Source organism: Providencia sp. PROV122 (genome assembly GCF_028482365.1).
GTDB classification, from domain to species: Bacteria; Pseudomonadota; Gammaproteobacteria; order Enterobacterales; family Enterobacteriaceae; genus Providencia; species Providencia stuartii.
Genome location: NZ_JAMPQI010000001.1, coordinates 98,189 through 111,633, shown reverse-complemented (window position 1 = coordinate 111,633; position 13,445 = coordinate 98,189). Strand labels below are relative to the sequence as shown.

The 13,445-nt window shown below is 43.3% G+C and carries 9 protein-coding genes and 2 pseudogenes; 4 read left to right on the top strand and 7 right to left on the bottom strand.

Translation table 11 applies throughout. From position 1 onward, the window contains the following. Positions 1-150: 150 nt before the first annotated feature. From PSE69_RS00525 to dgt, 5 genes and pseudogenes are all read right to left on the bottom strand, one after another. Positions 151-465: pseudogene (locus PSE69_RS00525) on the bottom strand (ATP-binding cassette domain-containing protein); the annotation flags it as partial. 38 nt (positions 466-503) lie between these two features. After that, entirely contained in the window at positions 504-1,298 is a 795-nt protein-coding gene (gene mazG / locus PSE69_RS00520; protein WP_040132326.1) for a nucleoside triphosphate pyrophosphohydrolase, read from the bottom strand. 83 nt (positions 1,299-1,381) lie between these two features. Then, complete coding sequence (relA, locus tag PSE69_RS00515; RefSeq protein ID WP_004922493.1) at positions 1,382-3,619, bottom strand: GTP diphosphokinase; 2,238 nt, start codon at positions 3,617-3,619, stop codon at positions 1,382-1,384. Between the two features lie 16 nt (positions 3,620-3,635). Beyond that, positions 3,636-4,967: a 23S rRNA (uracil(1939)-C(5))-methyltransferase RlmD gene (rlmD, locus tag PSE69_RS00510; protein WP_121874629.1), complete on the bottom strand. Its 1,332-nt coding sequence runs from the start codon at positions 4,965-4,967 to the stop codon at positions 3,636-3,638. Positions 4,968-5,289: 322 nt separating this feature from the next. Next, positions 5,290-6,813 (bottom strand): dGTPase, encoded by a 1,524-nt coding sequence (gene dgt, locus PSE69_RS00505; RefSeq protein WP_121874630.1) that lies wholly within the window; start codon positions 6,811-6,813, stop codon positions 5,290-5,292. Between the two features lie 122 nt (positions 6,814-6,935). On the opposite strand from dgt, the gene mtnN reads away from it, so the two are divergent. Both mtnN and btuF read left to right on the top strand, forming a co-directional pair. Then, positions 6,936-7,628 (top strand): 5'-methylthioadenosine/S-adenosylhomocysteine nucleosidase, encoded by a 693-nt coding sequence (gene mtnN, locus PSE69_RS00500; protein ID WP_004922501.1) that lies wholly within the window; start codon positions 6,936-6,938, stop codon positions 7,626-7,628. A 78-nt stretch (positions 7,629-7,706) separates the two neighbouring features. Continuing rightward, positions 7,707-8,534 (top strand): vitamin B12 ABC transporter substrate-binding protein BtuF, encoded by an 828-nt coding sequence (btuF, locus tag PSE69_RS00495; protein ID WP_088499089.1) that lies wholly within the window; start codon positions 7,707-7,709, stop codon positions 8,532-8,534. Positions 8,535-8,574: 40 nt separating this feature from the next. On the opposite strand, the gene erpA is transcribed toward btuF, so the two are convergent. Next, the gene (erpA, locus tag PSE69_RS00490) at positions 8,575-8,919 is read right to left on the bottom strand and encodes an iron-sulfur cluster insertion protein ErpA (protein WP_004922507.1); all 345 of its coding nucleotides are present in this window, start codon (positions 8,917-8,919) and stop codon (positions 8,575-8,577) included. Between the two features lie 334 nt (positions 8,920-9,253). Between erpA and hemL the strand changes: the two genes are divergently transcribed. Together hemL and PSE69_RS00480 are read left to right on the top strand one after the other, a co-directional pair. Further along, positions 9,254-10,543 (top strand): glutamate-1-semialdehyde 2,1-aminomutase, encoded by a 1,290-nt coding sequence (gene hemL / locus PSE69_RS00485; RefSeq protein ID WP_004922511.1) that lies wholly within the window; start codon positions 9,254-9,256, stop codon positions 10,541-10,543. A 79-nt stretch (positions 10,544-10,622) separates the two neighbouring features. Beyond that, positions 10,623-10,745, top strand: a pseudogene (locus PSE69_RS00480) (NadS family protein); the annotation flags it as partial. Positions 10,746-10,875: 130 nt separating this feature from the next. On the opposite strand, the gene mrcB reads toward PSE69_RS00480, so the two are convergent. Further along, on the bottom strand, positions 10,876-13,392 hold the full coding sequence (gene mrcB, locus PSE69_RS00475; protein ID WP_036941313.1) for a bifunctional glycosyl transferase/transpeptidase: 2,517 nt from the start codon (positions 13,390-13,392) through the stop codon (positions 10,876-10,878). Positions 13,393-13,445: the final 53 nt, after the last annotated feature.

Genomic DNA, 13,445 nt, shown 5'->3' with positions numbered 1-13,445 from the left:
AGTGAACTAAGATGGTTTTATTAAATTAGGTGAAATTTTTCGTATAACTCGTAGAAAAGATCAGCAATCTAGCGTGTATTAATTGCATGTTAATGAGGTTAACTTAAGCTTGCTTTGCAGTTATGATGACTTTTTCAGCAACAATAATAGTCAATCATATTGTGACACCCAGCGATTTAATTGCAGATTAAAAATTTTATCTGCCGACTTTATCATTTCAGGGCGATGGGCAACAAAAATACGGGTAATTTGTAGTGAGGCAATCGCCTCCGTTATTTTACGCTCATTTTCTACATCCAAATCACTTGTCGCTTCATCCATTAACAAAATTTTAGGTTCTCGATAAAGTGCTCTTGCAATCGATATTCGTTGCCTTTGTCCTCCAGAAAGGGGACTTCCTATATCACCAATCATCGTTTCATATCCTCTAGGAAATGAAGATATTTCCTCGTGTATTGATGCTAACTATTTTAAAAAATAAGGTAACACATTAAAAACAAATATTATTCCGCGAGCTTAATTTGCTGCCAATGCTGTTCCATCTCCTCAAGCGTTGCGGTTTCTGTGGTTTTACCTTCTAGTGCAAGACGTGACTCTATTTGGCGAAAACGCTTTTCAAACTTCTGGCAGGCCTTGTTAAGTGCCATTTCGGGTTTATGGCCTAGATGACGTGATAAATTCACGGTCGCAAACAGTAGATCGCCAATTTCTTCTTCTAAGCGCTGCTCATCAACAACCACTTGAGTGGCCTCTTCCATTACTTCATCCAGCTCTTCGCGAACCTTGTCGACTACAGGCCCTAACGTGTCCCAATCAAAACCCACTGATGCACAACGTTTTTGGATCTTATAGGCTTTCATTAAGGCAGGTAGCGCGCTTGGAATATCATCAAGGATGGAAAATTGCGCCTTTTGTGCACGTTCAGCAGACTTACGCTTTTCCCATCCTGCCAGTGCAACATTGCTATCAGGGTGATTTTCTGCGTCAAAAATATGCGGGTGGCGTCGTTCTAGTTTATCGCTAACCGCTTGGCAAATATCATTAAAATCAAAACGTGACTGCTCTTTCGCCATTTGCGCATAAAACACGACTTGGAATAACAAATCGCCTAATTCACCTTTTAGGTCATCAAAATCTTCACGCTCAATGGCATCAATGACTTCATAAGTTTCTTCAAGCGTATAAGGAGCAATCGTTTTAAACGTTTGTTGAGTATCCCACGGGCAACCTGTTTGTGGATCACGCAATTTCGCCATAATGTCTAGTAATCGTTCAAGCTGTGATGCTGTCGTACTCATTTTTTGACCTTTTTAAACCATAAAAATCCCATGTTTCGCAAGGATAACATGGGATCGTTTATTACTGCATAACGATGTTACGATTATTTAGAATGGCGTTTCGCTTCGATCACATCTGGCAATTGATTCAGTTTGGCTAATACTCGAGCCAATACCTGTAGGTTATAAATTTCAATCGTCATATCGATGGTCGCTAACTGCTGTTTAACATCACTACGACTGCTAACGCCAAGTACGTTAACTTTTTCGTTAGCTAAGATGGTTGTGATATCACGTAACAGCCCACTTCTATCGTTAGCAACAACACGCACCACTAGCGAATAACCACTGGAGTAGTTCTCCCCCCATACTGCATCAACTAGGCGCTCAGGTGCATGGCTTTGCAACTCAGCAAGCTGTTCACAATCAACACTATGGATAGAAATACCTCTCCCTTTCGTGATAAATCCAACAATGTCATCGCCAGGAATCGGCTGGCAGCAGCGTGCGATATGGTGCATTAGGTTACCCACACCTTCAACAACTACGCGACCACTGCTATTCGTTTGGGAAGCTGGCCGTGGCGCCGCAGTTTTACTTTCCAGCGTCTTCATCGCTTCGCGATCGGCTTCTTCCGCTGACGTTTTCTTGAATTTACTTTGTAAAAAGTTGACTAATTGATTGATACGAATATCACCACCGCCAATTCCGGCCAAGACCTCATCAAGAGAATGGACGTTATAGCGTGCTATCAATAATTTTTCCGCCTCTTTGATACCTATATCAAGGTGCGCTAATTCGTTATCAAGAATTTGACGCCCCGCCAGCACGTTTTTATCCCTATCCTGCTTACGGAACCAGTTATGGATCTTAGCGCGCCCCCGGCTGGTTGTCACATAGCCTAAATTAGGGTTGAGCCAGTCACGGCTTGGATTTGGGTGTTTTTGGGTAATAATTTCAATTTGGTCACCCATCTGTAACTGATAGCTAAACGGTACAATACGACCACCAATTTTAGCGCCAATACAGCGGTGCCCAACATCACTGTGGATATGATAAGCAAAGTCGAGTGGCGTTGACCCCGCAGGTAAATCAACAACATCCCCTTTAGGTGTAAATACATATACGCGGTCATCAAAAACTTGGCTACGCACTTCATCAAGCATTTCACCTGAATCAGCCATCTCTTCTTGCCATGCTATCAATTTACGCAACCATGCAATACGGTTTTCGTAGCTGCTTCCTTTACCAACCCCTGTTGCTCCCTCTTTATATTTCCAGTGTGCAGCAACCCCCAACTCTGCATCTTCATGCATTTGGCGGGTGCGGATCTGTATTTCGAGGGTTTTACCATTTGGCCCAAGTACTACGGTATGGATAGATTGGTAGCCATTGGGTTTAGGGTTGGCGACATAATCATCAAATTCATCCGGCAAATGACGGAAATGGGTATGTACTATCCCCAGCGCTGCATAGCAGTCTTGTAGACGTTCAACGACAATACGTACCGCTCTGACATCGAATAACTCATCGAATGCTAGCGATTTTTTCTTCATTTTGCGCCAAATGCTGTAAATATGCTTGGGACGCCCATAAATTTCAGCTTGAATATTCTCTTTCAGCATTTTTTTGCGCAATGTGGTCACAAAGTTATCGATATACTCTTCGCGATCAATACGGCGCTCATGCAATAAGCTCGCAATTTTCTTGTATTCTTCTGGGTGCAAATAACGGAAACAAAAATCTTCCAATTCCCATTTGAGTTGACCGATACCCAAGCGGTTGGCCAATGGCGCATAGATATTGGAACACTCTTTAGCGGCTAATACGCGCTCATCTTCTGTCGCATCTTTCACTTCGCGTAGATGCGCAATGCGTTCGGCTAGCTTGATAACAACACAGCGGAAATCTTCAACCATCGACAGTAACATACGACGAATATTATCCACTTGAACGGAGCTAGTTTCCCCCGACTGTGTCGCCTTTAATTGGCGGATGGCATCCATTTCAAGGACACCTTTTACCAGCTCATAAATTGATTGACCGAAATCATCAATTACCGCTTGTTCATCGAGCTGTTTCTCTTCAACTAACGGAAATAGCAGTGCGGCTTGTAAGCTACCGATATCCATGCTCAGCGTCGAGAGTATTTCGGTCATCTCGATCCCACGCCATAGCAGTAGGGGTGCCGTTTCTTGCCCTGCTAATTTTTCATGACAATACTGCCAGGTATGGATAAGTTTTTGTTCTGATTGTGGATTATTTAGGCCCAGCCCGCTTACCCATTTTTCTGGGGCAAACTCACCTGCTGGGGTAAGATGTGCACTTCTTACAGCAACCATATATTCTCCCTACCTGTTAACCCTCTGGGCTATTGATAAATAGCGCCATTGATTCCAGATGAATGGTATGCGGAAACATATCCAACATCCGCAGTTGTACTAACTGATATCCCGCTTGAAGCAAAATTTTGCTATCCCGTGCCAAAGTGGTCGGGTTACAAGAAACATAGACAATTTTTTCGGGCATCAGTTTAACTAAATGTTCCATTACGCCAGCGGCGCCCGCTCGAGCAGGGTCTAACAATACCTTATTAAACCCTTCAGCTGCCCATGGCTGAGTATGGATTTGCGCCTCTAAGTTTTCATTATAGAAGGTCGCGTTACCAATTGAATTGCGCTGCGCGTTATTTCTCGCTTGTTTGACTAAATTTTCGACACCTTCAACACCAACCACGGCTTTGACTCGCCTCGCGATAGGCAATGTAAAATTCCCCATGCCACAAAACAAATCTAAAACTCGATCATGTGGGTGCAGATCCAACCATTCAAGTGCTTGAGCAACCATTTTCTGATTGATGTCACTATTGACTTGAATAAAGTTTAATGGGCTGAACTGTAACATTTCCCCAGCAACCTGATATTCGGGTATCACGGTAGAAGCGCTTAACGGATGTAAGCTATGTTCATCCCCTGCTAACCAAACACAGACCTCATGTTGCTGTTCAAAGCTTTTAAGCAGCTGCTGATCGGAGGGAGCCAATGGTACAAGGTGGCGCAGTAAGACAATGAGGCTATTATCTGCTCGGATCAACTCCACATGGCCGAGTTTTGGTGCAGCTTTTAGCTGATTTAAGCAGTCAGATAGTGGTTGGATCAATCGTTCAAGGTCGTGATGCAGTACAGGGCACTGCTTGATATCGACCAAGGTATTCGATTGAGTTTGGCGAAACCCCATTAACAGGTGTTTGCTTTTATTTTGATACTGTAATCCAAGACGCGCTCTACGGCGGTAACCATAAGGTTCACCAAAAATAATGGGCTTGGCTTCTTTTTGAACCCCAGTTTCTCGGGCGATTAGATGCTGTAATGCATTGGCTTTACTTTCTCTTTGTAAAGAAATATCAATGTGCTGCTGCTGGCAGCCACCACACTGATTAAAATAACGGCACTGTGGCTTAACCCGTTGTGGGCTGGTACTTAAACGTTTAACCACTTTTGCTTTCGCAAAGCGGCTTTTCTCTTCAACCAATTCAATTAGCGCTTGTTCACCGGGTAGAAGCCCTTCTACGAAAATCGCTTTACCATTAGAGCGTGCAACTCCTTGACCTGCTGCATCTAGACTATCGATTGTCACCGTTATTTGACGGCGTTGGGTGGTACGGCGGTTTGGCGAGTAAAATTGAGCCATAATTTGTCACTACGAGGTGTTAAGTTTCAGAAAATAATTTTATATTCTCTTTGGTTAAAGAGATGCTCTCTCACTGGCATAAGATACGCGACAACACACTGACTTTAAGCTCTACCTACGCGTAACTATAGCGTCTACTAGTGCATATCACCTAGTCAGCAGAATATATGCTCAGTAAAAGCGCGCCTATAATAGCAGTTTTTTTGCCAAGATGAGTTATCACTTTTTCACTTAACGTATATTTTTTTATTATTTTTGTTTGTTTGAACGGCTCTTATTCAAAATAATTGACGCCTTCATCACCTTACTGCCGAATAAACAATCAGTTTGACACCATACATTTACGATATTCTTCATAGGCATAATGATCCGTCATGCCGCTGATATAATCCTGAATCAATCGTGCCCGATAATAAAACTCAAGAATAGATTTCTCTATTTCATTTGTTGCACATATGCCTTCAATTGCTTCACTGTATGACAAACGGTGCTTATTAGAGAGTTTATGGAATAACCGTGTTTCGATAAAAAATTGTTTGTGATAGTTATTTTCAACTAGCGAAATAAAGTCTTCCCTTTCTAACATCAATAATGGGCGATAAAAATCTAACAGCCCCCCAATGATGCGATAACCTTGCAACTCCAGCTCTTCTACTTCGTAATGGCTAAAGACATGCTTAAATGCAACCGTTTTCAAAACTTTAAGTAAGCGATGCTCAGGGCTTTTATCTTCCAACAATGCGCTATTGAAGCGCCCTGCATAGATTTCGGGGAGATTCTGAATAAAACGCTGAGCACTGTAACGAGCCAATTTACTGGTAATATTCACTCGTAAATACATAAAAAATTGGTCTTGTTGAATTCGTCTTGTATGGTTATCACTGATATTATTAAAAGCGCTCATAATGGTTTCATCAAATAAGTCGCCTTTTTCGACTACCCCCCATTCGTTCCGCAAATAGTTGATCAATTGTTCAACGGTAAAAATTCCTTTCTCAGCGGCATCATCTAAATCAGCAATACAATAAGAGATATCATCAGCCGCCTCCATAATATAAGAAAGTGGGAAACGACAATGTTCACCCATCTCTAATTTTTTACATAGTTCATTCACGAAACCGAGTTCAGACCAATAGTAGCCCGGCTTTTTCATCAAATAATCAAATTCTTCAGGAATAGGCTCAAGATCATATGCTCCGCGCGTATATTTCAAGATAGAGCCGACTTGTGCATAAGTGAGGTTTAGCTTCAATAGGCGATGTACCATGCGTATCCCTTGCGCATTACCTTCAAAAGAGCATAGATCCTGTTTAAGTTGACGACGGAAGAGATCAAGACGTTCATCCCCAGTTAAACGCATGGCGGCGATTTTACAAGGATCCGGATAATCGGGTGTGTATTGGTATTGAGGGGCTAGCAGTTGGCGAAACCAACTCTGAATTGCGGCTTCACCAAAATGCCCAAAAGGAGGGTTACCGATGTCGTGCATCAAACAAGACATTTCGACTAGGCTTTCAAACGCATCACAACGCTCATGTAGCCCATATTTTTCCAGTAACTTTTTCTTTTTTAATTCGTGAAGAACCGTTTTGCTAATGTAACGCCCGACTTGTTGTACTTCTAAGGAATGGGTCAATCGGCTGCGCACTGCGGCATTTTGTTCTAATGGAAATACTTGTGTTTTTTGCTGCAACCGACGGATCGCCGCTGAATTGATAATTCGGCCTCTATCACTTTCAAATTGGCGATTAACAGCATCTTCATTGTGAGCAGAGACTCGAGGACTTTTCGCGCTATTATAGTTTCGTTGATAATTTAATTTTGTTAGAAAATTAATTTCGCTCACACCAACTCCTCATCCTTTATACACGAGACAAAAATAAAAGGCAGAGAAATAATACCTTTCAATGTTACACTTTAGTCATCTCTACCTTAAGTGTCTAATTAATCAACAGTGAGTATGACATAATGAAAGTCGGTATCATAGGTGCAATGGAGCAGGAAGTTGCCATCCTGCGTGAACAAATTGAAGGCTGCCAAACTCTCAGCCGTGCTGGCTGTGAAATTTACACAGGGAAAATTAATGGCGTCGACGTTGCGCTGCTAAAATCAGGTATTGGTAAAGTGGCGGCGGCAATCGGCACCACGTTGCTACTTGAACATTGCCAACCCGATATAGTAATTAATACTGGCTCAGCGGGTGGTTTAGATCCTAACTTAAATGTTGGCGATATCGTTGTTTCAACTGAGGTACGTTATCACGATGCAGACGTAACTGCCTTTGGTTATGAACCAGGCCAAATGGCGCAATGCCCTCCCGCATTTATGGCTGACCCTAAATTGATCGCGCTCGCCGAAAAATGTATTCAACAGTTGGATATGAATGCGGTTCGTGGCCTTGTGTGCAGTGGTGATGCTTTCATCAATGGCGCAGAGCCTTTGGCTCGAATTAAAAAAACCTTCCCTCAAGTCGCTGCTGTTGAGATGGAAGCTACCGCCATCGGCCAAGTTTGCCATCAATTCGCTGTACCTTTTGTTGTCGTACGCGCTATTTCCGATGTAGCAGATAAAGAATCACACACCAGTTTTGATGAGTTTTTACCTGTTGCAGCGCGCCAATCATCACTGATGATAGCGGCAATTTTAGCTGAACTCGCATAACTTTCGTTTAAAATAAAAAGCATAGTCAATAAAACGCTATGCTTTTTATTTATTCTTTTAGTTAGAGGCAATGACTGCATGAAATGGCACCCAAGCACACTTCAAACCACACTCGCCTTACTACTATTGCTATTTTTTAATACATCGGTTGTTGCAGACACGAAACACCGCGTGATCAGCCTTTCTCCAGCGAATACTGAGTTGGCTTATGCGGCTGGATTAGGCGAAAGCCTGATTGCTGTCAGTGCATACTCCGATTATCCTGCCGAAGCGAAACAATTAGAGCAGGTTTCCGATTGGCAAGGCCTTAATGTCGAACGGATTGTGGCACTAAAACCCGATCTTATTTTAGCTTGGCGAGGTGGTAACCCTCAGCGCCCACTCGACCAACTTGCTGCTTTGGGGATCCCTATTATCTATTTCGATCCACAAAGCGTTGAAGGGGTTATTTCTGCTATCGAACAACTGGCTAAATACAGCCCGCAGCCCCAAATTGCCCAGCAGTCCGTTTTATCGATGCGTGAGCAACTTAACCAGCTAAAACAACGTTACGCTAAGCAAGAGCGCCCCAAAAAACGGGTTTTTATTCAACTAGGCACTCAACCCCTATTTAGTACAGGCAGTAACACTATTCAAAATGACATTGTTTCAATGTGTGGTGGGGAAAATATTTTCGCAAACAGTGCTGTGCCTTGGCCTCAAGTCAGCCGTGAACAGGTTATTGCTAGGCAGCCCGAGATGATTGTAATGACAGGAACCGAGACTCAAGAAACTGCCGTTCGCCAATTTTGGCAAACGCAACTTTCTATCCCGATTATTCGTTTAAATGAAGATTGGTTTCATCGTGCTGGCCCTCGCGTAGTGCTGGCGGCCCAGTCATTGTGTGAACAATTACACTCAGAATAGCGATGAATGAGAGGGGGAACGCCCCTCTCAACGATAAGACTTAAATGCTAAATGAAGAACCACAACCACAGGTGGATTTCGCATTTGGATTGGTCACAATAAAACGTGAACCTTCTAACCCTTCAGTATAATCAACACTTCCGCCAACCAAATATTGTAGGCTCATTGGGTCAACCACCAAGGCAACGCCTTGTTTTTCAATGGTCATGTCGCCATCATTAATTTGGTCATCAAAGGTAAAGCCATACTGAAAGCCGCTACAACCACCACCGGTAATGTAAACACGTAGACGCAGGTTTGGGTTGTCTTCTTCAGAAACTAAGTCTTTTACTTTAATTGCTGCCGCATCAGTAAACTGCAATGGCAGAGCTGCATCATCACTCATTTTTTACTCCAAGCCGGTCAACCGGTAATTCAGCGTAAGCAGATAGCTTACTCAGATCAATTTACTAATTATCCGCCAGCTTAGTCATTGATTCAAGTCCTGTGTCGTAATTCAACACATTGTGCATACCAATCAATGCATTTGGTTTAATTGGTTCCGTGCTTTAGAATAGGCCTATTAAATAATTCAAGTTGCATGTAGATGACCAACCAAAAGTGGCCTCACTCAGCGCTACCTTATGGCTTGAGCCACCCTATCTAAGTAACTTGAAGTATGATAAGTCTCGTTTCAACGGTATTTAGTCGATTTATTTGTCCCTATTCAGGAGCCTTGCATGAGCCAATCTTTAAACTTATATAATGAAGCGCAACAGCTAATCCCCGGAGGCGTCAACTCACCAGTACGAGCATTTAATGGTGTTGGTGGTACGCCTTTATTTATTGAACGTGCTGATGGCGCTTATATTTTTGATGTTGATGGTAAAGCTTATGTTGACTATGTAGGCTCTTGGGGGCCAATGGTGCTTGGTCATAACCACCCCGCCGTCCGTGATGCCGTAATCAAAGCTGTCAATAAAGGCTTAAGTTTCGGTGCGCCAACTGCCGCAGAAGTGGAAATGGCAAAACTGGTTTGTGAATTAGTGCCTTCTATCGATATGATCCGTATGGTGAACTCAGGTACTGAGGCAACCATGAGTGCGATCCGCTTAGCACGTGGTTACACAGGTCGCGACAAAATTATTAAATTTGAAGGTTGCTACCACGGCCATGCTGACTGTTTATTAGTCAAAGCAGGCTCAGGGGCATTGACAATGGGAGAGCCTAACTCTCCGGGTGTACCTGAAGATTTCGTTAAACATACACTCACCTGCACTTATAACGATCTAGCATCGGTTCGTCAGGCTTTTGAAAATTATCCACAAGATATTGCGTGCGTCATTGTTGAGCCTGTTGCGGGTAACATGAACTGTGTTCCACCAACCGATGAGTTTTTACCCGGCCTACGTGCACTGTGTGATGAATTTAATGCCCTATTGATCATTGATGAAGTCATGACGGGTTTCCGTGTGGCACTCGGCGGCGCGCAAGATTACTATGGTGTACAACCTGATTTAACCTGCCTAGGTAAAATCATTGGTGGTGGTATGCCTGTTGGCGCATTTGGCGGTCGTTTCGAAGTCATGGAGAAACTTGCGCCGATTGGGCCTGTATACCAAGCAGGAACGCTATCCGGTAACCCAGTTGCAATGGCAGCAGGCCTTGCTTGTCTTAATGAGGTTGCACAGCCAGGTGTTCACGCGAGACTGACCGAGCTAACTGAAAAATTAGCCCGCGGTTTAAAACGCGTATCACAAGAGCAAGGCATTCCAATGGTGATCAACCATGTCGGCGGCATGTTTGGTATTTTCTTCACTGACGCAAAAAGTGTGACTTGCTACCAAGACGTCATGAAGTGTGATGTTGAGCGTTTTAAAACCTTCTTCCACCTTATGTTAGAGCAAGGTATTTATTTAGCGCCTTCCGCATTCGAAGCGGGTTTTATGTCTATTGCTCACAGCGATGAAGATATTGAGAAAACCATCGAAGCAGCAGAAGTTGCATTTGCAAAAATGAAAACTGCTTAACCTTTCTTTCACTCGGAGGCGATATCTTCGCCTCCTTATTTACGCCTTTACTCCCTCATTTTGTCGCGACTAGCGTTTCCTCATTAATGTTAAAGCGATTAGAGCACAACTTACAATTTCACAAGTTGAACCCGTCAAAGCATTGGGAACAAGTGCTGAAACAATAAAAAGTGGGGAATTAAAACGGCATATCCCACTTGGATAAGTGGTGAAAATATTTATAGCGATGCAAACAGTCTGTTGTTATTTCAAGTGTTGATCGTATAAGCTCCGCCTATAAAAAATGCCCCGCGAGTTGATACTCACGGGGCATTTTCATTTTACGGTACTAATTAATTATTACCGAACATTTCCTTCACCCAATCTGGTGCGTCTTCTTGGGCCGGTTGAGCGTTGTTATTTAAATCCCAAACTGGCTCTTGCTGTGCGGATGATTGGCATAATGCGTCTGGCGCCTCAGTCCAAATCGGCAATACGCGTCCGCCACCAAAGTCTGAACAGTTAAATTGACCATCAGGCATCACTTTCATATCCACAATCCCTTCAGGCTGACGATTAATCAACGCCAATGGTGTTTGATTATCCAAATAACGCTGATACACACGCAATGCACCGGTAGAGCCCGTTAACTGTGTTGGCCCATTATTATCACGACCAATCCAGACAATGGCGATTTCTTTACCATCAATACCTGCATACCAGCTATCACGCAAGTCATTGGTTGTTCCCGTTTTACCCGCTAAATTATATTTGCCATATTTCTTCAGCAGTACTCGCCCAGTACCTTGTTGCACCACTTGCTGCATACCATAGAGCGTTAAATAAGCCGCTTGTGACGGTATTGCACGCTCAGCGGATGGATAGCTTTGATAAATTTCAGTGCCATCGCCATCAATAACAGAGCGTAATGCAGAAAGTTTAGCGCGGTTACCATTACCACCAATGGTTTGGTAGATTTGCGCTACTTCAGCCGGTGTTAAGTTAACCGCACCAAGTAGCATTGCGGGAACTTTTTCCATCGCACTCGCTGGCGCACCTAGGCGCACAAAGATATTAACTATCTGATCCAGCCCAACTTCTAGCCCTAAGTTTACCGTTGGGATATTCTGTGATTTCGCTAATGCATCAACCAACATCATTCCCCCTGTAAAATTGCGGCTATAGTTTCTTGGCCTCCAGACTTGATTCCCCACCTTAACGGATAATGGTTCATCTTTTAGCCATGTATTCAGGCGGAAACGATCAGGCTCATTCAATGCCGCTAAATAAACCGGTGGCTTCGCCAATGAACCAATATTACGACGCGCATTGAGCGCACGGTTGAAACCGGAATATTGTGGCTGTGAGCCACCCACCATCGCTCTAACTTCACCGTTAATGCGGTCAACCACGACCATCGCCCCTTCAATATCATTCAGTTTGCGATCTGCTCGTAGCTGAGCCACACCTGATTCCACCGCATTTTCAGCCGCAGTTTGTGCTACGGGGTCAAGAGTCGTAAAGATTTTTGCGCCAGAAAGCTCTTTAACTTTATCGCCCAGTTTTTCATTTAATTCCTGACGAACCATCTGCATAAAAGCAGGCTGAGAGGCGACAAGCCCTTCTCTTGGTTTTACTCCTAAAGGACGCGCGCTAAGCACTTGATACATTTCATTATCGATAACATTGCGTGTTTCTAGTATTTTCAACACGATGTTACGACGTTTAATCGCATTTTCTGGCTGCGTCCACGGGTTATTCTTTGTGGCACCTTGAACCATTCCAACTAATAACGCTTGTTGGTCTAGGCTTAATTCATTAATAGGGCGACCAAAATAATAGAGGCTCGCTAATGGGAAGCCACGAATTTCATCGTTCCCGTTTTGCCCTAAGAACACTTCATTGAGGTACAATTCAAGGATACGGTCTTTGCTATAGTTGTAATCTAGCAAGAGCGCCATAATGGCTTCATTCGCTTTGCGCCTGAATGTCTTCTCATTCGTTAAAAATAAGTTTTTAACTAACTGTTGCGTCAGGGTACTTCCCCCTTGCACAGATTTGCCCGCCGATAAGTTAGCGACAACCGCTCGACCAATAGAGTAAAGACTCACCCCATCATGTTCATAGAAGTTACGGTCTTCGGTCTCTATCAAAATTTTCACTAGCGATTCAGGGAAGTCTGACAACGGTAAAACTAAGCGCTGTTCATTATTCGCCGACTGCATCATGGTGATCAGTTTAGGATCTAACCGGAAGAAGCCAAATGAACGACCATTTTCCATGTTTTCAATTTTAGTTAAGATCCCTTGGTCAAACACCATGCGCGCCAATATTTTCCCTTCTTTCTGATCAGGGAAATTAAATGGACGCCGTAATATTTCAATCGTATTGCCTTTAACGGAAAACTCACCTGAGCTAGTAATTTTCGTCACTTTACGGTATTGCATACCTTCCAGTAAGCGGATCATTTCAGCTTGGCTATAATCCATTCCCGGTTCAAGGTTAACCATCCGGCCATACACTGCCGCAGGTAAATCCCAAACCTTGCCATCAAGGCGTTCTTTGATTTGCTGGTTTAAATAAAAAGCATAGGCTCCAAGCAATACAGCAAAGACAATAAAAATTTTGACCAATAACCAAAACCAGCGCCATCGGCTTTTTGGCTTACGATTTTTGTTACCTTTGTTATTTTTGTTCTTCGCCATTAGCTCGTCCTCTTCATCATCGAGGTCTTGCTCATCAATATCATCGTCATCAAATAATTTTTCATCATAATCATAGTCATCACGGCGGCGGCGTGAATGAGACTGCTTTTTTTTCGTCGACGTATTTTTACGTCTACCAATAGGTTCAAAATCTTTACCGGACATGGTCGCTCCATATCACCTACATTCTTAACGTACTATCCTTGATTCTGACTTAA

Bases quoted from the DNA above. Each gene is read 5' to 3' on its own strand.
- mazG (WP_040132326.1), bottom strand. From the start codon at position 1,298: ATGAGTACGACAGCATCACAGCTTGAACGATTACTAGACATTATGGCG.
- relA (WP_004922493.1), bottom strand. From the start codon at position 3,619: ATGGTTGCTGTAAGAAGTGCACATCTTACCCCAGCAGGTGAGTTTGCC.
- rlmD (WP_121874629.1), bottom strand. From the start codon at position 4,967: ATGGCTCAATTTTACTCGCCAAACCGCCGTACCACCCAACGCCGTCAA.
- mtnN (WP_004922501.1), top strand. From the start codon at position 6,936: ATGAAAGTCGGTATCATAGGTGCAATGGAGCAGGAAGTTGCCATCCTG.
- btuF (WP_088499089.1), top strand. From the start codon at position 7,707: ATGAAATGGCACCCAAGCACACTTCAAACCACACTCGCCTTACTACTA.
- erpA (WP_004922507.1), bottom strand. From the start codon at position 8,919: ATGAGTGATGATGCAGCTCTGCCATTGCAGTTTACTGATGCGGCAGCA.
- hemL (WP_004922511.1), top strand. From the start codon at position 9,254: ATGAGCCAATCTTTAAACTTATATAATGAAGCGCAACAGCTAATCCCC.
- mrcB (WP_036941313.1), bottom strand. From the start codon at position 13,392: ATGTCCGGTAAAGATTTTGAACCTATTGGTAGACGTAAAAATACGTCG.